This is a genomic window from Pseudomonas argentinensis, from assembly GCF_001839655.2.
GTDB classification, from domain to species: Bacteria; Pseudomonadota; Gammaproteobacteria; order Pseudomonadales; family Pseudomonadaceae; genus Aquipseudomonas; species Aquipseudomonas argentinensis_B.
Genome location: NZ_CP056087.1, coordinates 333,484 through 353,675 on the forward strand (window position 1 = coordinate 333,484; position 20,192 = coordinate 353,675).

The 20,192-nt window shown below is 65.3% G+C and carries 16 protein-coding genes; 15 read left to right on the top strand and 1 reads right to left on the bottom strand.

Translation table 11 applies throughout. From position 1 onward, the window contains the following. Positions 1-199: 199 nt before the first annotated feature. The 15 genes from tssA (at position 200) to SA190iCDA_RS01620 (ending at position 19,888) form a co-directional block, all read left to right on the top strand. Positions 200-1,237, top strand: coding sequence for a type VI secretion system protein TssA (gene tssA / locus SA190iCDA_RS01550; protein ID WP_070885811.1), 1,038 nt, complete (start codon positions 200-202; stop codon positions 1,235-1,237). Between the two features lie 87 nt (positions 1,238-1,324). Continuing rightward, positions 1,325-1,843: a type VI secretion system contractile sheath small subunit gene (gene tssB, locus SA190iCDA_RS01555; protein WP_070885810.1), complete on the top strand. Its 519-nt coding sequence runs from the start codon at positions 1,325-1,327 to the stop codon at positions 1,841-1,843. Positions 1,844-1,856: 13 nt separating this feature from the next. Continuing rightward, positions 1,857-3,350, top strand: coding sequence for a type VI secretion system contractile sheath large subunit (gene tssC, locus SA190iCDA_RS01560; protein ID WP_027904019.1), 1,494 nt, complete (start codon positions 1,857-1,859; stop codon positions 3,348-3,350). Positions 3,351-3,423: 73 nt separating this feature from the next. Next, complete coding sequence (locus SA190iCDA_RS01565; RefSeq protein WP_070885809.1) at positions 3,424-3,912, top strand: Hcp family type VI secretion system effector; 489 nt, start codon at positions 3,424-3,426, stop codon at positions 3,910-3,912. A 167-nt stretch (positions 3,913-4,079) separates the two neighbouring features. Then, positions 4,080-4,880 (top strand): type VI secretion system accessory protein TagJ, encoded by an 801-nt coding sequence (locus SA190iCDA_RS01570; RefSeq protein WP_070885808.1) that lies wholly within the window; start codon positions 4,080-4,082, stop codon positions 4,878-4,880. Beyond that, positions 4,868-5,383 (top strand): type VI secretion system baseplate subunit TssE, encoded by a 516-nt coding sequence (gene tssE, locus SA190iCDA_RS01575; protein WP_070885807.1) that lies wholly within the window; start codon positions 4,868-4,870, stop codon positions 5,381-5,383. The genes SA190iCDA_RS01570 and tssE overlap by 13 nt, the downstream gene beginning before the upstream one ends. Beyond that, positions 5,380-7,239 carry a type VI secretion system baseplate subunit TssF gene (gene tssF / locus SA190iCDA_RS01580; RefSeq protein ID WP_070885806.1) on the top strand — a complete coding sequence of 620 codons (1,860 nt, stop codon included), beginning with the start codon at positions 5,380-5,382 and terminating at the stop codon, positions 7,237-7,239. The genes tssE and tssF overlap by 4 nt, the downstream gene beginning before the upstream one ends. Further along, positions 7,221-8,234 (top strand): type VI secretion system baseplate subunit TssG, encoded by a 1,014-nt coding sequence (gene tssG / locus SA190iCDA_RS01585; RefSeq protein ID WP_070885805.1) that lies wholly within the window; start codon positions 7,221-7,223, stop codon positions 8,232-8,234. Before tssF ends, tssG begins: the two co-directional genes overlap by 19 nt. Positions 8,235-8,245: 11 nt before the next feature. After that, the gene (gene tssH / locus SA190iCDA_RS01590; protein ID WP_070885804.1) at positions 8,246-10,948 is read left to right on the top strand and encodes a type VI secretion system ATPase TssH; all 2,703 of its coding nucleotides are present in this window, start codon (positions 8,246-8,248) and stop codon (positions 10,946-10,948) included. A 17-nt stretch (positions 10,949-10,965) separates the two neighbouring features. Beyond that, positions 10,966-13,035 (top strand): type VI secretion system tip protein TssI/VgrG, encoded by a 2,070-nt coding sequence (gene tssI, locus SA190iCDA_RS01595; RefSeq protein WP_070886182.1) that lies wholly within the window; start codon positions 10,966-10,968, stop codon positions 13,033-13,035. A gap of 197 nt (positions 13,036-13,232) precedes the next feature. Next, positions 13,233-17,186 carry an RHS repeat-associated core domain-containing protein gene (locus SA190iCDA_RS01600; protein ID WP_070885803.1) on the top strand — a complete coding sequence of 1,318 codons (3,954 nt, stop codon included), beginning with the start codon at positions 13,233-13,235 and terminating at the stop codon, positions 17,184-17,186. Beyond that, complete coding sequence (locus tag SA190iCDA_RS01605) at positions 17,183-17,374, top strand: hypothetical protein (protein ID WP_070885802.1); 192 nt, start codon at positions 17,183-17,185, stop codon at positions 17,372-17,374. Before SA190iCDA_RS01600 ends, SA190iCDA_RS01605 begins: the two co-directional genes overlap by 4 nt. A gap of 237 nt (positions 17,375-17,611) precedes the next feature. After that, entirely contained in the window at positions 17,612-18,265 is a 654-nt protein-coding gene (locus tag SA190iCDA_RS01610; RefSeq protein ID WP_205881597.1) for a hypothetical protein, read from the top strand. Continuing rightward, the gene (locus SA190iCDA_RS01615; protein ID WP_070885801.1) at positions 18,216-19,178 is read left to right on the top strand and encodes a hypothetical protein; all 963 of its coding nucleotides are present in this window, start codon (positions 18,216-18,218) and stop codon (positions 19,176-19,178) included. The genes SA190iCDA_RS01610 and SA190iCDA_RS01615 overlap by 50 nt, the downstream gene beginning before the upstream one ends. A 62-nt stretch (positions 19,179-19,240) precedes the next feature. Next, positions 19,241-19,888 carry an HAD family hydrolase gene (locus tag SA190iCDA_RS01620; RefSeq protein WP_070885800.1) on the top strand — a complete coding sequence of 216 codons (648 nt, stop codon included), beginning with the start codon at positions 19,241-19,243 and terminating at the stop codon, positions 19,886-19,888. Positions 19,889-19,908: 20 nt separating this feature from the next. On the opposite strand, the gene SA190iCDA_RS01625 is transcribed toward SA190iCDA_RS01620, so the two are convergent. Further along, complete coding sequence (locus tag SA190iCDA_RS01625) at positions 19,909-20,163, bottom strand: DUF1161 domain-containing protein (protein ID WP_070885799.1); 255 nt, start codon at positions 20,161-20,163, stop codon at positions 19,909-19,911. Positions 20,164-20,192 lie beyond the last annotated feature (29 nt).

The window sequence follows — 20,192 nt, forward strand, 5'->3', positions numbered from 1 at the left end:
AATACTGTGCATCGCGACAGTTTCTACCGCCTTGCCCTCGCTTGACAATGCTCAAAGAGCACTCGGAGAATGGCGCCGATCTGCACCGAACCCCGCCTGAATAGTGGCATTTAGCCACCTTCGTCATGAGCACGGGCCGCCAGGCTGTTTGCGGCGAGCGCTCATTAGACCCCTGGGCCTGACATGGAGAGCACCTGACGTGGTGGATGTGTCGCACCTGCTCAACCCGGTATCCGACGAACTCCCCCACGGGGACGACCTGGAATACGACGCCGATTTTCTCGAGCTCGAGCGCCTCGCCCAGGGCCAGCCGGAGCGCCAGATGGGCCAGTCGGTCATCGCCGCCGAGCCGCCGGACTGGCGGCAGGTGCGTGAACGCGCCAGCGACCTGTTCGCCCGAAGCAAGGACCTGCGCCTGGCCAGCCTGTACCTGCAGAGCGCCATCGCCCTCGACGGCCTCAACGGCCTGGCCCAGGGCCTGACCCTGGTACGCGAGCTGCTGACCCGGTACTGGGAGGGCGTCTACCCGCAGCTCGACGCCGACGATGACAACGACCCGACCATCCGCATCAACGCGCTCAATGCCCTGAGCGCCGAGCCGGTGATCGTGCTGCTGCGCGAAGCCAGCATCACCCGCTCGCGGGCCTTTGGTGCGGTGAGCATTCGCGCCGCCCTGAACGCCGCGGATCTGCAGCGCTTCGCCAGCGAGACCCTGTCACCCGAGCAGCTGCGCGGCGCCTTTCTGGATACCGACGCCGAGCTGCTCGACAGCACCCGCGTCGCACTCGACGAAGCCGCCGCGGCGCTGGCCGATATCGAAGGGCTGCTCAGCGAGCGGGTTGGCTCGGCGCAGAGCGCCAATCTGGAATCGCTCAAGCAGGTGCTGCGCCACGCCCGGCAGATCTTCAATGACCAGGCGCCCGCGGCCGGCGATGACGCCCCGTCCACGGACGAACTGCCCGCGCACCACGATTCAGACGACAGTGATGCCAGCCCCCAGCAGGCGGCGCACCAGGCACCCGCGGCACCGGGTCGTATCGCCAGCCGCGACGACGTGCTGCGCACCCTCGATCGCCTGCTCGAATATTACGCCCAGCACGAACCTTCCAGCCCGGTCCCGGTCTTACTGACGCGCGCGCAGAAGCTGGTCACCGCGGATTTCGCGGAAATCGTGCGCAATCTGATTCCCGACGGTATGTCGCAGTTCGAAAACCTGCGCGGCCCCGAATACGACTAACGTGCGGCGGATCTTCAGGGAAGGCCTACGCACACAGCTACCGGCCATTGGCCGCAGAAGCCAGTGCCCATGCACAGGAGGAGCAACATGAGCAACACCACCAGCAGCCAGAAATTCATCGCACGCAACCGCGCCCCGCGGGTGCAGATCGAGTACGACGTGGAGCTGTACGGCGCCGAGAAAAAGGTGCAGTTGCCCTTCGTCATGGGCGTGATGGCCGACCTCGCCGGCAAGCCGGCAGAGCCCTTGGCCGCCGTCGCCGACCGCAAGTTCCTGGAAATCGACGCCGACAACTTCGATTCGCGCCTCAAGGCCATGAAGCCACGCGCGGCCTTCCACGTGCCCAACGCGCTGACCGGCGAAGGCAACCTGAGCCTGGACATCACCTTCGAGAGCATGGACGACTTCAGCCCGGCGGCCATCGCCCGCAAGGTCGACTCGCTCAACCAGCTGCTCGAAGCGCGCACCCAGCTCGCCAACCTGCTGACCTACATGGACGGCAAGACCGGCGCCGAGGAACTGATCATCAAGGCGATCAAGGACCCGGCCCTGCTGCAGGCCCTGGCCAGCGCGCCCAAGCCCCAAGACAACGAGCCACAAGCCTAAGAGGACGCCCCCGATGAGCCAACAGACCCAGGCGTCCGAGCAGTCGCTCGCCACCTCCGAACAGACCAGCGAATTCGCCTCGCTGCTGCTGCAGGAATTCAAACCCAAGACCGAACGCGCCCGTGAAGCGGTGGAAACCGCCGTGCGCACCCTGGCCGAACATGCCCTGAGCAAGACCGACCTGATCTCCGACGACGCCATCAAGTCGGTGGAATCGATCATCGCCGCGATCGACGCCAAGCTCACCGCCCAGGTCAACCTGATCATGCACCACCCGGACTTCCAGCAGCTGGAAAGCGCCTGGCGTGGCCTGCATTACCTGGTCAACAACACCGAGACCGACGAGCAGCTGAAGATTCGTGTGCTCAACATCTCCAAGCCGGAGCTGCACAAGACCCTGAAGAAATTCAAGGGCACCGCCTGGGACCAGAGCCCGATCTTCAAGAAGCTCTACGAAGAGGAATACGGTCAGTTCGGCGGCGAGCCCTACGGCTGCCTGGTGGGCGACTACTACTTCGACCAGTCGCCACCGGACGTCGAACTGCTCGGCGAGATCGCCAAGATCTCCGCGGCCATGCACTCGCCGTTCATTTCCGCGGCCTCGCCGACGGTCATGGGCATGGGTTCCTGGCAGGAACTGTCCAACCCCCGCGACCTGACCAAGATCTTCACCACCCCCGAGTACGCCGGCTGGCGCTCGCTGCGTGACTCCGAGGACTCGCGCTACATCGGCCTGACCATGCCGCGCTTCCTGGCGCGCCAGCCCTACGGCGCGAAGACCGATCCGGTCGAAGAGTTCGCCTTCGAGGAAGAAACCGACGGCGCCGACAGCAGCAAGTACACCTGGGCCAACTCGGCCTACGCCATGGCGGTGAACATCAACCGTTCGTTCAAGCTCTACGGCTGGTGCTCGCGCATCCGCGGCGTGGAGTCGGGCGGTGAAGTGCCGAACCTGCCGGCGCACACCTTCCCCACCGACGACGGTGGCGTGGACATGAAGTGCCCGACCGAGATCGCCATCTCCGACCGCCGCGAGGCCGAGCTGGCGAAGAACGGTTTCATGCCGCTGCTGCACAAGAAGAACACCGACCTGGCCGCCTTCATCGGTGCCCAGTCGCTGCACAAGCCGGCCGAGTACGACGATCCGGACGCCACCGCCAACGCCAACCTGGCCGCGCGCCTGCCGTACCTGTTCGCCACCTGCCGCTTCGCCCACTACCTGAAGTGCATCGTGCGCGACAAGATCGGCTCGTTCAAAGAGCGCGACGAGATGCAACGCTGGTTGCAGGACTGGATCCTCAACTACGTCGACGGTGATCCGGCGCACTCCACCGAAACCACCAAGGCCCAGCACCCGCTGGCCGAAGCGGAAGTGGTGGTCGAGGAAATCGAGGGCAACCCCGGTTACTACAGCTCCAAGTTCTATCTGCGCCCGCACTACCAGCTCGAAGGGCTGACCGTGTCGCTGCGCCTGGTATCCAAACTGCCTTCGGCCAAGGGGGCCTGAGGCTCGTCACTGTGGCGCCCGCACCGGCGGGCGTAGCTGAAACAGAGTGGCAAAAGCCACGAAAGGAGGAATGATGGCTGTTGATATGTTCATCAAGATTGGCGACGTCAAGGGCGAGTCCAAGGACAAGACCCACGCCGACGAAATCGACGTGCTGGCCTGGAGCTGGGGCATGAGCCAATCCGGCTCCATGCACGTTGGCGGTGGCGGCGGTGCCGGCAAGGTCAACATTCAGGATCTGTCGCTGACCAAGTACGTCGACAAATCCAGCCCCAACCTGATGATGGCCTGCTCCAGCGGCAAGCATTATCCGGAAGCCAAGCTGACCATCCGCAAGGCTGGTGGCGATTCTCAGGTCGAGTACCTGATCATCACCCTGAAGGAAGTAATGGTTTCGTCCATCAGCACTGGCGGTAGCGGTGGCGAAGATCGCCTGACCGAAAACGTCACCCTGAACTTCGCTCAGGTGCTGGTCGACTACCAGCCGCAGAAAGCCGACGGCGCCAAAGACGGCGGCCCGGTCAAGTACGGCTGGAACATCCGCCAGAACGTCAAGGTGTAACACCGCCCGCCTTGCGGGTACACAGCGATGCCCGGCACTGCGCCGGGCATCGCTGGTTCTGACCAGAACGAATTTCTCGATGGCGCGCCAGCCCTTGCCCACGCAGGAAGGGCGCGCCGAAGGATCACCGCAGTACAGCGGTGACCGCGCCAGTACAGGGACCGACGATGACTGCCGAACAATACCTGCGTAACGCACAGCTCGACGATGCGCTGAAGGCGCTGCAGGATCAGGTTCGGGCGCAACCCGCCAAGGCCGAGCTGCGGGTATTCCTGTTCCAGTTGCTGGCGGTGATGGGCCAATGGAGCCGCGCGCAGAACCAGCTGAAGGTGGCCGGCGAGCTGGACGCCGCCTGCCTGCCCATGGTGCAGACCTACAGCACGGCGCTGAACTGCGAAGCCCTGCGCGAGCAGGTGTTCGCCGGCAAGACCACGCCCGTGGTGCTCGGCCAGCCCGCCGAGTGGGTGGCGCCGCTGATCCTCGCCCTCGAGCAGGATGCCCAGGGCAATGCCGCTGCGGCCCAGAGCCTGCGCGACCAGGCCTTCGAAGCCGCTAGCGCGGTGCCGGGCAAGCTCGACGACAGCGCGTTCACCTGGCTGGCCGATGCCGACCCGCGCCTCGGCCCGGTGCTCGAGTTGATCGTCAACGGCCGCTACGTCTGGCTGCCCATGGAAAACATCGCCAGCCTCAGCGTCGAAGCGCCCAGCGACCTGCGTGATCTGGTCTGGCTGCCGGCCCAGCTGACCCTGACCAACGGCGGCAGCACCGTGGCGCTGATCCCCAGTCGCTATCCTGGCACCCATGCCAGCAGCGATGGTGCGTTGCGCCTGGCCCGCAAGACCGAATGGCAGGACAACGGTGTACCGCTCGGCCAGCGCCTGCTGGCCTTCGATGAGGGCGAGAAGGCGCTGTTCGATCTGCGCACGCTGAGTTTCGAGCACGGGAATGCTGCGGCATGGCCGACCTGAAACGCCAGGAACGCCTGCAGCCCGCCCTGCTCGACCGTCTGCTCGACGACGACCCGAGCAACCCGGCGGAGAGCGTCGACAAGCGCGTGCTGACCCTCAACCAGTTGCGCGCCTCGGTGCTGCGCGACCTGGCCTGGCTGTTCAACACCATCGCTCCGCTGACCAGCGACGACGAGGCCCTGACCCGGGCCGGCAGTTCGGTGGTCAATTTCGGCCTGCCGCCATTGGCCGGGCACAGCGCTTCGAGCATCGACATCCCGGCGGTCGAGCGCCTGCTGACCAAGGCCATCGCCGACTTCGAGCCGCGTATCGTGCGCTCGTCATTGCGCGTGCGCGCCCGCCAGGAAGCCGAGGAAATGAGCCACAACTCCCTGAGTTTCGAGATCGAGGGTGATCTCTGGGCGCACCCGATGCCGCTGCGCCTGCTGCTGACCACCGAGCTGGACCTGGAAACCGGGCACGTCCAGGTGCTGCCCGCCGACGCCTCACGGAGACGCCGATGAACCCGCGCCTGCTCGGTTACTACAACCAGGAGCTGCAGCACATCCGCGAAAGCGCGGAGGAGTTCGCCGGCGAATTCCCGAAGATCGCCAGCCGCCTGAGCCTGTCCGGGGTCGAATGTGCCGACCCCTACGTGGAACGTCTGCTCGAAGGTTTCGCCTACCTGACGGCACGGGTGCAGCTCAAGCTCGACGCCGAATACCCGACCTTCACCCACAACCTGTTGGAAATCGCCTACCCGCACTACCTGGCGCCGACCCCGTCGATGACCGTGGTACAGCTGTGCGCCGATCCCAACGAGGGCTCGCTGAGCAGCGGCTTCACCCTCGAGCGCGGCGCCTCACTGCGCGGCGCCCTGGGCAGCGAGGCGCAGACCGCCTGCGAATACCGCACCTGCCAGCCGGTCACCCTGTGGCCGCTGGAGGTCACCCAGGCCAGCTATTTCGGCAACCCGAGCACCCAGCTCGGCCGCCTGGCCGCCAGCGAGCCCGGCGCCAAGGCCGCCGTGCGGCTGCGCCTGCGTACCGGTGCCGGTTTGGCGTTCAACGCCCTGGACCTGGATACCCTGACCTTCTTCCTGCACGGCGCCGACGAGCAGCCGTTCCGCCTCTACGAACAGCTGATGGGCAATGTCTGCGCGCTGTTCGTGCGCGCCGTGGACGGCTCCTGGGTCGAGCGCCTGCCGCCGGACAGCCTGCGCCCGCGCGGCTTCGACGACCAGGACGCCGCCCTACCGGTGGTGCCCCGCGCCTTCCAGGGCTACCGCCTGCTGCAGGAGTACTTCGCCCTGCCCAACCGCTTCCTGTTCGTCGAGCTGACCGGCCTCAAGCGCGCCGTGCAGCGCAATGCCAGCCAGGAGCTGGAGCTGGTGGTGCTGTTCAACCGCCTCGACAACAGCCTGGAAAACAGCATCGGTGCCGAGCAGTTCCGGCTGTTCTGCACCCCGGCGATCAACCTGTTCGCCCGCCGTGCCGACCGCATCCACCTGAGCGATCGCGTGCACGAGCACCAGATCATCGCCGACCGCACCCGGCCGCAGGACTTCGAGATCCACTCGATCACCGAAGTCAGCGGCCATGGCAGCGGCCCCGAGCAGCCCTTCCAGCCCTTCTACGCGGTGCGCGATCCGTCACGCTATGGCCGTGAACAGGCCTGGTACAGCTTGCGTCGCGAACCGCGGGTGCTGTCGAGCAAGCAGCGGCGCAACGGCCCGCGCTCCACCTACGTGGGCAGCGAGACCTTCATCTCCCTGGTCGACGCCAACCAGGCGCCCTATCGCCACGACCTGCGCCAGCTGGGCATCGGTGCGCTGTGCACCAACCGTGACCTGCCACTGTCGATGCCGACCGGTGGCACGCGCAGCGATTTCACCCTGGAAGACAGCGCCCCGGTAGTCGCCGTGCGCTGCCTGGCCGGCCCCAGCCGCCCACGGGCCAGCCGCGCCCACGACGCCAGCGCCTGGCGCCTGATCAGCCAGCTGTCGCTCAACTACCTGTCGCTCAGCGAGCAGGGCCAGGGCGCCGCCGCCCTGCGTGAACTGCTGCGCCTGTACGGCGATGCCGGTGACAACGCCCTGCAGCTGCAGATCGACGGCCTGCGCCAGGTCACCGCCCAGCCCTGCACGCGACGCCTGCCGATGCCGGGGCCGATCGTCTTCGGCCGGGGCCTGGAGATCGGCCTGGAGTTCGACGAGAACGCCTTCCGTGGTACCGGCGTGTTCCTGCTCGGCTCGGTGCTGGAGCGTTTCCTGACCCGTTACGTATCCATCAACAGCTTCACCGAGACGGTGCTGCGCACCAGCGAACGCGGTGAAGTGATGCGCTGGAGGGCCAAGCCCGGATGTCGGCCGACGCTGTGAACAGCCTGGCGGCGATGGCCGACGCGCCCTGGAACTATGACTTCTTCCAGGCCATGCGGCGCATCGAGTGCGAATACCCCGAAAGCCCGCGCCTGGGCCATTCCGTGCGCCTGGTCGACGACCCGCTGCGCCTGGGCCAGAAGCCGGACTGCGGCTTCGCGCCCTCGACCCTGGCCAGCGTCATCCACGACAGCACCGGCACGCCGCGCATCGAGCAGTTCTTCTTCGGCCTTACCGGGCCCAACGGGCCGTTGCCGATCCACCTGACCGAGCATGCCCGCGAGCGCCAGCGCCATCACGGCGACGCTACCTTCAAACGCTTTCTCGACGTTTTCAATCATCGCCTGCTGACCCTGTTCTACCGCGCCTGGGCCGAGGCCCGGCCAACGGTGGCCCAGGATCGCGCCGCAGACGACTACTGGTCACCGCGCCTCGGCGCACTGTCCGGCCGCGGCATGCACAGCCTGCTCGGCCAGGGCCCGATCCCGGATGCGGCGCGCTATTACTTCACCGGCCATCTGGCCGCCCAGACCCGCTACCCCGATGGCCTGCAGGCCATCCTCGCCGAGTACTTCGGCGTGCCGGTGGCGCTCGAGGAATACGTCGGCCAGTGGCTGCCGTTGCCCGAGTACAGCCGCCTGGGCGCCAGCACTTGCACCCTCGGCATGGACCTGTGCCTGGGCACCCACGTGTGGGACCGGCAGCACAAATTCCGCTTGCGCATCGGCCCGCTCAGCCTGGCGCAATACCGCCGCTTCTTGCCCTATCAGCCGCTGCTCGCCGAGCTGGGGGCCTGGGTCGCCGAGTACGTCGGCATGGAACTGGACTGGGACACCAACCTGGTGCTCAAACAGGAGGAGGTACCGCCCGCATCGCTGGATGGCGGTTGCCGACTCGGCTTCGATACCTGGCTCGGCAAACCGGGCGAGGATGCAAAGGATCTGCTGCTGGACCGACACCATGTCGCTACCCAGCCGCTCACTACCCCGAATTAGAGGACAGGAAAATGGGTGAAATCAGTCGCGCCGCGTTGTTCGGCAAGCTCAACAGCGTCGCCTACAAGGCCATCGAAGCCGCCACCGTATTCTGCAAGCTGCGTGGCAACCCCTATGTCGAGCTGAGCCACTGGCTGCACCAGATCCTGCAACTGCAGGACTCCGACCTGCACCAGATCATCCGCCAGTTCAGCATCGAGCCGGCGCGCCTGGCCAAGGACATCACCGAGGCCCTGGATCGCCTGCCGCGTGGCTCCACCTCGATCACCGACCTGTCCTCCCACGTCGAGGAAGCGGTCGAGCGCGGCTGGGTGTACGGCAGCCTGATGTTCGGCGAAAGCCAGGTGCGCACCGGCTACCTGATCGTCGGCATCCTCAAGACGCCAAGCCTGCGCAACGCCCTGCTGGCCATCTCCCGGGAGTTCGACAAGCTCAAGGTCGAGACCCTGACCGAGCGCTTCGACGAAGTGGTCGGCACCTCGCCGGAAAACGCCCTGGCCGCCACCGACGGCTTCCAGGCTGGCGCTGCACCCGGCGAAGCCAGCGGCGCCATCGCACCCAGCGCCATGGGAAAGCAGGAAGCGCTCAAGCGCTTCACCGTCGACCTCACCGAGCAGGCCCGTAGCGGCAAGCTCGACCCCATCGTCGGCCGTGACGACGAGATCCGCCAGCTGGTCGACATCCTCATGCGTCGCCGGCAGAACAACCCGATCCTTACCGGTGAAGCCGGCGTCGGCAAGACCGCGGTGGTCGAAGGTTTCGCCCTGCGCATCGTCGCCGGCGACGTGCCGCCGAGCCTCAAGGACGTCGAGTTGCGCAGCCTGGACGTCGGCCTGCTGCAGGCCGGCGCCAGCATGAAAGGTGAATTCGAGCAGCGCCTGCGCCAGGTCATCGAGGACGTGCAGAGCTCACCGAAGCCGATCATCCTGTTCATCGACGAAGCCCATACCCTGGTCGGCGCCGGTGGCGCGGCCGGTACCGGTGATGCCGCCAACCTGCTCAAGCCGGCGCTGGCCCGCGGCACCCTGCGCACCGTGGCCGCCACTACCTGGGCCGAGTACAAGAAGCACATCGAGAAAGACCCGGCCCTGACCCGCCGCTTCCAGGTGGTGCAGGTGGACGAGCCTTCCGAGCACCGGGCGATTCTGATGATGCGCGGCGTCGCCGCGACCATGGAGAAGCACCACCAGGTGCAGATTCTCGACGAGGCCCTGGAAGCCTCGGTCAAGCTATCGCACCGCTACATCCCGGCGCGCCAGTTGCCGGACAAGTCGGTGAGCCTGCTCGACACCGCCTGCGCCCGCGTGGCCATCAGCCTGCACGCGGTGCCCGCCGAGGTGGACGACAGCCGTCGGCGCATCGAAGCCCTGGAAACCGAGCTGGCGATCATTGGCCGCGAACAAGCCATCGGCGTGAACATCGGTAGCCGTCGCCGCGACAGCGAGTCGGCGTTGGCCGAGGAGCGTAGCCGTCTGGCCGGCCTGGAGGCACGCTGGAGTGAGGAGAAGGCACTGGTCGACGAACTGCTGGCCACCCGCGCCAGCCTGCGCGCTGCCGCCGAGCCGGTGGACGACACCAGCCGCGAGACGGGCGACGCCCACCTGAGCGACGAGGAGCACGCCGCCCTGCGCAGCAAACTGGCCGATCTGCAGAGCCGCCTGAGCGCCTTGCAGGGCGAAGACCCGCTGATCCTGCCGACCGTCGATTACCAGGCGGTGGCGTCGGTGGTCGCCGACTGGACCGGCATTCCGGTCGGGCGCATGGCCCGCAACGAGATCGAGACCGTTCTCAAGCTGGATGCGCACCTGAAGAAGCGCATCATCGGCCAGGACCACGCCCTGGAAATGATCGCCAAGCGTATCCAGACCTCCCGCGCCGGGCTCGACAACCCCAACAAGCCGATCGGCGTGTTCATGCTCGCCGGCACCTCCGGCGTGGGCAAGACCGAAACTGCCCTGGCCCTGGCCGAAGCCCTGTATGGCGGTGAACAGAACGTCATCACCATCAACATGAGCGAGTTCCAGGAAGCCCACACGGTGTCCACCCTCAAGGGCGCGCCACCGGGCTACATCGGCTACGGCGAGGGCGGTGTGCTGACCGAGGCGGTACGCCGCCGCCCTTACAGCGTGGTGCTGCTCGACGAGGTCGAGAAGGCCCACCCGGACGTCCACGAGATCTTCTTCCAGGTGTTCGACAAGGGCGTGATGGAGGACGGCGAAGGCCGCCAGATCGACTTCAAGAACTCCCTGATCCTGCTGACCACCAACGCCGGCACCGAGATGATCGCCGGGCTGTGCAGCGACCCGGAGCTGATGCCCGAACCCGAAGGCATCGCCAAGGCCCTGCGCGAGCCGCTGCTGAAGATCTTCCCGCCGGCCCTGCTCGGCCGCCTGGTGACCATCCCCTACTACCCGCTGTCGGACGACATGCTCAAGGCCATCACCCGCCTGCAGCTCGAGCGCATCAAGAAGCGCATCGAAAGCACCCACAAGGTGCCGTTCAGCTACGACGACGCGGTGGTCGACCTGGTGGTATCGCGCTGCACCGAGAACGAGAGCGGCGGCCGGCAGATCGATGCCATCCTCACCAACAGCATGCTGCCGGACATGAGCCGCGAGTTCCTCGGCCGCCTGCTTGAAGGCAAACCGCTGGCCGGCGTGCAGGTGAGCGTGCAGAACCAGGACCTGCATTACGAGATCGCGGCTACGCAGTAACCGGTAAGGGGAGCATGATGGCAATCACCCAGGCAACTCGCATGGCCGTGATCACCAGCCCCCTGGGCGGTGACACCCTGGTACTGGAACGGCTCGAGGGCCATGACGAACTGGGTCGGCCATTCAGCCATGAACTGGCGCTGATTTCGGAAGACGACGGGCTGTCCCTGGACGCGTTGCTCGGCAAGCCCATGGGCCTGGCGGTGCAGCTGGCCGACGGCAGCGACCGCTACTTCCACGGCATCGTCGCACGCTGCAGCCAGACCGCCCACCGTGGCCAGTTCGCCAGCTACCAGGTCACCCTCAAGCCCTGGCTGTGGCTGCTGTCGCGCACCTCCGACTGCCGCATCTTCCAGGGCAAGACGGTGCCGGACATCGTCAAGCAGGTGTTCCGCGACCTGGGTTTCTCCGACTTCGAGGACGCCCTGACCCGCTCCTACCGCGAGTGGGACTACTGTGTGCAGTACCGCGAAACCAGCTTCGATTTCGTCAGCCGGCTGATGGAGCAGGAAGGCATCTACTACTACTTCCGCCACGAGAAATCCCGCCATGTGCTGGTGCTGTGCGATGCCTACGGCGCTCACCACACGGCGCCCGGTTATGCCAGCGTGCCCTTCTACCCGCTCGACGACCAGATGCGCGAGCGCGACCACATTCACGACTGGCGCATGGCACGCGAGGTGCAACCTGGCTCCCTGGAGCTCAACGACTACGACTTCCAGCGCCCCAGCGCGCGTCTGGAGGTGCGATCCAGCATTGCCCGCCCACACAGCAATGCCGACTACCCGCTCTACGACTACCCGGGCGAATACGTGCAGAGCAAGGACGGCGAGCAATACGCCCGCAACCGCATCGAGGCGATCCAGACCCAGCACGAGCGGGTACAGCTGAAAACCAACGCCCGCGGCCTCGGCGCCGGCAACCTGTTCAGCATGACCGGCTACCCGCGCGAGGATCAGAACCGCGAGTACCTGGTCGTGGCCGTCGCCTACCTGATCACCCAGGAGCGTTACGAGAGCGGCAGCGACAGCGTGGCGTTCCAGTTCGACAGTGCCTTGACCTGCATCGATGCCAGCCAGGCGTTCCGCCCGCTGCCGCTGACCGTACAACCCATAGTGCAGGGCCCGCAGACGGCCATGGTGGTCGGCCCCAAGGACGAGGAAATCTGGACCGACCAGTACGGCCGCGTGAAGGTGCACTTCTACTGGGACCGCCACGACCAGTCCAACGAGAACAGCTCCTGCTGGATTCGCGTGTCGCAGAACTGGGCGGGCAAGAACTGGGGTGCGATCCAGATTCCGCGCATTGGTCAGGAGGTCATCGTCAGCTTCCTGGAAGGCGATCCCGACCGGCCGATCATCACCGGTCGCGTCTACAACGCCGAACAGACGGTGCCCTACGACCTGCCCGCCAACGCCACCCAGAGCGGCACCAAGAGCCGTTCGAGCAAGGGCGGTACGCCGGCCAACTTCAATGAAATCCGCATGGAGGACAAGAGGGGCGAGGAGCAGCTGTTCATTCACGCCGAGCGCAACCAGGACATCGAGGTCGAGAACGACGAGACCCACTGGGTGGGCCATGACCGCAGCAAGACCATCGACAACGACGAGACCGTGAAGGTCAAGCGCGACCGCAAGGAAACCGTGGATCGCCACGAGACCATCACCGTGCACGGTAACCGCAGCAAGACCGTCGACAAGAACGAGACGGTCAAGATCGGCATGAACAAGTCCGAGACCATCCTCATGGCCTCGCTGCAGAACGTTGGCATGGGGCGCATGGACAACGTCGGCCTGGGCTACAGCCTCAACGTCGGCATGATGATGAACACCTTGGTGGGCCTCAACCAGAGCACCCAGGTGACGAGGAAGAAGACCACCTCGGTGGGCGAGCAGTACGCCATCAGCGTAGGCGGCAACGACGATGGCTCGAGCGTTACCCTGGACGGCAAGAGTATTCGCCTCGGCGCCCAGACCATCGAGCTGACCGCCGACCAGGAGATCCGTCTTAGCTGTGGTCAGAGCACCATCCGCATCACCGCCGGCGAGATCGAGATCCTGTCGCCAAAGGTCGACATCAACTGCTAGGCACAGGCATGGCTCGCGCAAGCGAAGAACAGCGATATGCGAGGCGGTGTGAGGCCGTACGCGCTCTTCTCCCCGCGATCCGCGTGTCGCCGTGGCAATACGGGCCAGCCCCCAGGATAGGAAATCATGAGCATGTCATCCGTTACCCTGCATAAAACCCAGTCATCTGCGCGCCACGCATCCGCAGGGCTCTCGCTATGAGCGGTTCCGGGCTGCCGGTTTCTCATGTCGGAGAGAAGGTCGCCGGGGGCGTGATCGCCACGGGATCACCCACTGTGCATGTTGGCAGTACAGCGGTAGGTATCGCAGACCGTGTCTCGGCCTGCCTGCCGAGCGTCGGCCAGCCCGTCAATCCCATGCTGGGCTGCAAGCTGCTGCCCGAAGAGGTCGATTTCGCCCTGGCCGCACCAGACACCTTCGCCTTCGCGCGCGGTTATCTGTCCAGCAACCCGCGTGTCGGCAGCCTCGGGCAGGGCTGGTGGCTGCCTGGCGAAAGCATGCAGTTGCAGCTGAGCGAGCAGGCCTGCGTATTGGTGGATGCCCAGGCACGGCACATCAGCTTTCCCGCCCTGGCGCCTGGTGTGTCCTTCTATTCAGGCAGCGAGCGCCTGTGGATCCGGCGCGGCGGCCAGGATAATGCAACGTCCCAGCGCTGGCGCCCATGGGATGCCCGCTGGGCCGCCATTGCCGAAGCCCAGCAGCGGGACGAAAGCGCGATTTTCCTGCTTGACGGCAACGACCACTTTCATTTCCAACGCCATACGGACGGCATCTGGCGCCTGCATGCCACCTTCGGTCGCAATGGCTATCGCACGGAGTATGTCTGGGGTGAACGCGGCCACCTGACCAGCATCCGCGACAGCGCCGACCGTAGTTACGTGCTGGTCTACCAGATGGTCTGCGACCCAGGCGAGCATGATGACGGCATGCGCCTGTTCGGCGTGGTTCTCGCCAGCCATGCCGGCCCCACGCCCCTCATCGACCCACAGGCACCGGGCCTGGACTGGCTGGTGCGTTATGAATTCAATGACAGCGGTGACCTGATCGCAGTACGCAATCGCCAGGGCGAGGTGGTCAGGGTGTTCGCCTGGTGCAACCACATCATGATCGCCCACGGTGAACCGGGCGGGCTGGAGGTGCGTTACGAATGGGACGAGCACACCCCTGCTGGGCGAGTGGTGCGGCAAACCGAAAAGGACGGCCTGGCTCGCGAATTCCGCTACCACGAGGGCAGCACCGAGGTCATCGACAGCATCGGGCGCATCGAGCACTACCACTTCACGGGTGAAGGTGGAGAACGGCGCTGGACGGCGCTGATACGCGCCGACGGCAGCCGGTTCGAATTTGACTACGACCTGTTCGGCCGTCAGGTGGCTTTGCGCGATCCACTTGGCCGCGAGACACGTCGTCGGCTAGACGGCCAGGGGCGCTTGCGTGAAGAACAGTCGCCGGGCCGACATCGCTATCGCCAGGTGCTCAACGAGCAAACCGACCTGCTCGATGAGCTGGTGGATTTCGCGGGGCGAACCTGGCGCTTCGAGCGCGACACGCGAGGCAATCTGCTGCGTGTCGAAGGCCCTGCGGGCGCGACGCGCTACACCTACGGCGACCCCAGGCTCCCGGATCGCCCAACGTCCATCACCGATCCCTGGGGTGGCGTGCGCCTCATGCAGTGGAGCCCCCTAGGCCAGTTGACCAGCCATACCGACTGCTCCGGCCATACCACCCGCCACGAATACGACGCCGAAGGACGGCTCGTCGCCAGCCAGGATGCCATGGGGCAGGTCACCCGCTGGCAATACGATGCGCTCGGCCAGGTCACGACGGTGATCTTTGCCGATGGAACCCGCCTGCACTATCGCTACGACGCCCAGGGCCGGCAGACCGCAATCGGCGACGACGCCGGCAATGCCACCCAGTTCGTCTGGGACCATGCCGGTCGCCTGGTACAGGCGACCGATCCTGCTGGCCGCACGCAGCACTACCAGTACGACGCAGCCGGACGCCTGTGCGCGCTCACCGATGAGAACGGCGCACTGGCCCGCTTCGTCTACGATGTCGTGGACCGCCTGGTGGAACAGACCGGCTTCGATGGTCGCGTGCAGCGTTACCGCTACAACGCCGCCGATGAGTGCATCACGCGGATTGAGGCCGACGGCCTGGAAACCCGCTATGTCTATGATCGCGATGGCCGCCTGACCGCCCGTGAACTGCCAGGCACCCCTTTCGCAGCACCGAGCCGCGAGTGCTATTGCTGGCACGCCGATGGTCGCCTGGCCAGTGTCAGCAACCCCGAATGCCAGGTTCATTTGGCCTACGACAAGGCTGGCAACCTCTGCCTGGAAAACCAGGTTCACGCCGATGGCTGGGTCTACGACGTTGCCCATCAGCACGATGAACAGGGTGTGCGCCAGCTCAGCCGCTATGGCGATGCCCCGGTGCTGGCCTGGCTCACCTACGGCCCTGGTCATCTGCACGGCGTGCGCGTGGCCCATGTGGAAATGGCCTTCGAGCGTGATGCCCTGCATCGCGAGATACACCGCGACGCTCGACGCCTCGACCAGGCCGGTGTGCTGTTCGAGCGGACACAAGGCTACGACCCGCTGGGGCGGCTGGCCCAACAGCGGCTGACCACAGTCAGCGCCGCCTGGCAACGTCGTTACCGGCATGATGCCTGGGGTCAACTGACAGCCGTCGATGATGATCAATACCTGCCGCGCCGCTACCAGTACGAGCCCGGTGGGCGTCTGGTCGCCAGCAAACAGGGCGACGCCATACCGTGCCGCTACGTCTTCGACCCAGCAGGCAATCGCCTGGACAGTAGCGGTGAGCTGGCTGGCGGCCATGCCCGGTCGAGTCACCACGACAGCGAGTTATACCGCTCCGGCTACCAGCATACCGAGCGTGAACAAGAGCCGGGGATCTCTTCCGGCGCTACCAGGTGGCCGGGCAATCGCGTCACCACCCACGGTGGCAACCAGTATCGTTTCGACGCTGCCGGCAACCTGATTGAACGCGTTGGAGCGGATGGTCATCGGCTGCTGCTGGGCTACGATGGCGCGCAGCGGCTAGTGCAGCTCACACGCCACGAGGCGGATGGCAGCAGCCTGGAGGCCCATTACCGCTATGACGGCTTAGGAAGGCGCATTGCCAAACGGGTGCGCCAGGGAGGCCGTGACACACTGACCCGCTACGGCTGGGACGGCGATCGCCAATGTGCCGAGGCGGACGGCACGCAGGTGCGCACGCTGGTGCACGAGCCCGGTAGCTACATCCCTCTGCTGCGCCTGCAGCAACGCTGCGCGCCACTAAGCGAGGAGCTACTGCAGGTGCGACGCGCGCTGGCTTTAGAGGGCGAAGCCTTGCCCGATGCCTGCCGGCCAGTGCTGGACACGCCGCTTATCGCTTTCTTCCATAACGACCAGATCGGCACGCCCCTGCGCCTCAGCGATGACAAGGGTCTGCAGCAATGGCGCGCCGACCCCGATGACTGGCAAGCGGTACGCGATGAAACCGGCCCAGGCGAGCAGCCAGTGCGCTTCCAGGGCCAGTACCACGACAAGGAAAGCGGTCTGTACTACAACCGCCATCGCTACTACCTGCCGGAGCTCGGTCGCTATGCCAGCCAGGATCCGATCGGCCTGGCCGGTGGCAGCAACCCCTATCAGTACGCCCATGCCAACCCGGTGGTGGCTTACGACCCTACCGGCCTGATCGTGCCGCTGGTGATAGTGGCCGGTTTCCTTGGCCGTGCCGCGTTGGGTGCCGCAATCGAAGTGGGCATGCAGGGCGGCAAACAGATCCTCGGCCAAATGAAAGACAACTGGGACAACGACCGCTCGCTGACCGATATCAAACTGAGCTGCATCGACATCAACTGGAAACATGTGGCCGCTTCGGCGGCCGTTGGCACAGTCGCGCCCGGTATGCTGAGCACCGGCAAGACGGTCTACCAGTCGAGCAATGCGCTCAAGACGCTCTCCGGGCAGGCCGCCAACACCGCCAACCGCGCGGCCAAACTGGCGGCGCGCAAGGCCGCACACCGCAACACCATCAAGGAGGCCGTGGCAGTCCAGGCGGCGTGGCAAACCGGCAAGGCCGTGGTCAAATGTCCATTGAAAGACGAGCAAGAGGAGTGTCCGCCCCAGTGATCAAACGCTATCTGATCTACACCGCGCTGTTCATCCCGGTGGCGCTGCTTTACGTCGTGCTGGAGCACTACTTCGGCGACAGCTGGCTGACCGTGGGCATCTTCGTGGTGATCTTGCTGGCAGGCAGGATTGGCTTGCTGCTTTACCGACGTGCCAAGGGCATCCACGACAGCTGGCTCGACGGCTGAAAAGGTCTGCTGATCACCGCGCAGCCTGTGAACCGCTGCATCCCACAAGGCCGTTCACTCCAGACTGGAAAATTTCCGATGACCCAGGATCTGCCCAGCTTTCGCCACCTGCCTATATGCAAGCGTTGAGCACAGATGGCAACCCGACCGGATATCTGTTCCGCTGCGTGCGCTGCGGCACGTATCGGCTGCATACCGACGGCACCTGACCCTTGAGCCCTGCGCTAGAATCGCCCCATGAAAAGCCCACGCTCCAGCTTCCTGACCGTTCTGTCCATCTTCGCCATCGCCGCCACCGTGACCGGTGGATTCTGCCTGATCGGTTTGGCCATTTACCTGTTCTTCACGGGCGCGATCTTTATCGATGGGGTAGCCAGTGCCGCGGTCTTGCTGGCGTTCGCCGCCATTGCCTGGAAGGCGCACATCACCTGGGCGAAACCGGTGGCGGCGGCGGTGCTGATTGCCATCACCGCCTATGTCGGGATGTTCCTCGATGCCCGCGGCAATCCGGTCTACAACAAGCCGCTGGAGTGGTTGTTCGCCCCGGCGGGGGCGCAGTTGCAGACCCGAGAGATCGTTACCCACGGCGGTGGCAGCACCGGGGTCAATTACGATTTCCACTTCGTCGGTACCCGCGGCCAGTGGGTGGATGAGCTGAGCAGCTGGGTGGTGTTGCCCTTTCGTTTCCTCGAGTACCTGCTGATCCTGTCTGCACTCATGTGGCCACTGACCTGGCTGCGTGGCCGGTTCGGCCGATCGCACTGGTTGCCGCCACCGTCGCGCCAAGGCTCGCGCACCGCTCGCAAAACCCTTACCTGCTTCCAGCCTATCAGGAATCTTCATGGTCAATCCCTACGCGATCAATACGGCCGAATCCGGCACTTCCCATGAAGCCCGCCAACCGTCGCGACTGCCCATACGCCTGCTGTTCACGGCACTGGCGTGCTGTACGGCAAGCCTGGTGATCCACTGGGTCATCATGTGGCTGACCCTGGAGCCGGAGCATTTCCAGGCCTACCTGAACAACCTGTGGCAGCTGGGCGCCTATTGGCTCAGCGCCCTGGCGGTCGACGGCTGCAGCGCACTGCTGCTCGCCCGCTACTACCTGCAGCGATACGCGCTGGTGGATGTCAGCCGCCCGGCGCGGCTTGTCGCGCTGTCAGTAGGCCTCTACCTGGTGGCCATTTTCGTCGTCGGTTTGCTCTACAACCTGTTGTGGGCGCAGATAGGGCCCTGGCTGTACGAGAACGCCAGCGGCCTCTCGCCCACCCTGCTCATGCTGCCACTGAACCTGGTGTCCTACATGCTGGCGACCCTGTTGCCGCTGTGGCTGAGCCTGCAGCTGATGCGCCGCACGGGCCAGTTCCAGAGCGGCCCCACTCGGATAAGCCGTGGTGAAACCGCACTGGCCTTCGGCCTGCTGTTCGTCGTGTTCTACACCAAGCTGCTGACGCTGCTGCCCTCCACCGCCATCAGCCCCTACGGCATGGAGTGGATGCTGGGGCTCAGCAGTGCTGTCGGGTTGGTGTACGGCCTGGTGGCGCTGATCGCCGCCCACCGCTCCCTGCCGGCGCAGTTGCCACGGCTGGCCATCGGCCGCCTGCTGGTGAGCGTCCTGGTGTGCATGGCGATCTGGCTGCTGGTGGCCGGCGTACTGGGTTTCGTGTTGCTGGTGGCCCTGTACGCCGGCTCGGAAATTCTGGTGCTGGTGCTGATGGTGCTGTTCGGGATCCTGCTGCTGGCGCTGCTGTGGCCGCTGACTCACCTGAGCCTGCGCTGGATCTATCGCCCACTCGCGGCCTGAGTTGCCGGGGGCCTCGGGGTGCGGGACAATCCGCGCCGATTCAGGCCAGCGGATACCTTCACATGCAGCAGCGCACCGTTCTCTTCGACCTCGACGGCACCCTCACCGACCCACGTGAAGGCATCACCCGCTCGGTGCAGTATGCGCTGTCGAAACTGGATATCCATGAGCCCGACCTGGTGGCGCTGGAGCACTTCATCGGCCCGCCGCTGCTGCAGTGTTTCATGCATACCTACAGCCTGACGGAGGCGCGCGCCTGGGAGGCGGTGAATCACTACCGTGATCGCTTCCGCGAGGTCGGGCTGTACGAGAACCAGGTATTCGACGGCGTGATCGAGTTGCTGCAATTGCTGCAGGATCAGGGCCGCATCCTGTACATCGCCACCAGCAAGCCCACGGTGTTCGCCAGGGAGATCGCCCGGCACTTCGATTTCGCGCGCTACTTCAAGGCCATCTACGGCAGCGAGCTGGATGGCACGCGCACCAACAAGGTGGAACTGATCGCTCACCTGCTCGAACAGGAAGGGCTGGACCCGGCCGATACGCTGATGATCGGCGACCGTAAGCATGACCTGATCGGCGCCCATAGCAACGGCGTGCAGGCGGTGGCGGTCGGTTACGGGTTCGGTAGCCTGGAAGAGCTGAGCAGCGAGCGCCCGGCTCACCATGTGCAGACCCTGGCGCAGCTGCGCCAGGCATTCGCCGGCTGAAACGATAGCGGCGTGGGCCGCTACATCATTCGCGAGCCGGTCAGGTCGTTGCGCTGGTAGATCACCTTGCGGCTGCCACCGTCGCAGGTGCCGATCACCATGGTGTCGTCCTCGACCTCTTCGTTGGGCACGATTTCCAGGGTATAACTGGCCACGCCCGCCGCCTGGATCTTCACTTCGATTTCCTGCTTGAGCTCTTCACACGATTTGGGCGCCGCCCAGGCGCTGCCGCTCACCACGCCCAGCACCAGCATCACCGCCGTCCATCCTCTCATCACGACCTTCCTCTGCGTCTAGTTGGTTC

Excerpts from the sequence above, each read along its gene's own strand:
- tssB (WP_070885810.1), top strand. The coding sequence starts at position 1,325 with ATGAGCAACACCACCAGCAGCCAGAAATTCATCGCACGCAACCGCGCC.
- tssC (WP_027904019.1), top strand. The coding sequence starts at position 1,857 with ATGAGCCAACAGACCCAGGCGTCCGAGCAGTCGCTCGCCACCTCCGAA.
- SA190iCDA_RS01565 (WP_070885809.1), top strand. The coding sequence starts at position 3,424 with ATGGCTGTTGATATGTTCATCAAGATTGGCGACGTCAAGGGCGAGTCC.
- SA190iCDA_RS01570 (WP_070885808.1), top strand. The coding sequence starts at position 4,080 with ATGACTGCCGAACAATACCTGCGTAACGCACAGCTCGACGATGCGCTG.
- tssE (WP_070885807.1), top strand. The coding sequence starts at position 4,868 with ATGGCCGACCTGAAACGCCAGGAACGCCTGCAGCCCGCCCTGCTCGAC.
- tssF (WP_070885806.1), top strand. The coding sequence starts at position 5,380 with ATGAACCCGCGCCTGCTCGGTTACTACAACCAGGAGCTGCAGCACATC.
- tssG (WP_070885805.1), top strand. The coding sequence starts at position 7,221 with ATGTCGGCCGACGCTGTGAACAGCCTGGCGGCGATGGCCGACGCGCCC.
- tssH (WP_070885804.1), top strand. The coding sequence starts at position 8,246 with ATGGGTGAAATCAGTCGCGCCGCGTTGTTCGGCAAGCTCAACAGCGTC.
- tssI (WP_070886182.1), top strand. The coding sequence starts at position 10,966 with ATGGCAATCACCCAGGCAACTCGCATGGCCGTGATCACCAGCCCCCTG.
- SA190iCDA_RS01600 (WP_070885803.1), top strand. The coding sequence starts at position 13,233 with ATGAGCGGTTCCGGGCTGCCGGTTTCTCATGTCGGAGAGAAGGTCGCC.
- SA190iCDA_RS01610 (WP_205881597.1), top strand. The coding sequence starts at position 17,612 with ATGAAAAGCCCACGCTCCAGCTTCCTGACCGTTCTGTCCATCTTCGCC.
- SA190iCDA_RS01615 (WP_070885801.1), top strand. The coding sequence starts at position 18,216 with ATGGTCAATCCCTACGCGATCAATACGGCCGAATCCGGCACTTCCCAT.
- SA190iCDA_RS01620 (WP_070885800.1), top strand. The coding sequence starts at position 19,241 with ATGCAGCAGCGCACCGTTCTCTTCGACCTCGACGGCACCCTCACCGAC.
- SA190iCDA_RS01625 (WP_070885799.1), bottom strand. The coding sequence starts at position 20,163 with ATGAGAGGATGGACGGCGGTGATGCTGGTGCTGGGCGTGGTGAGCGGC.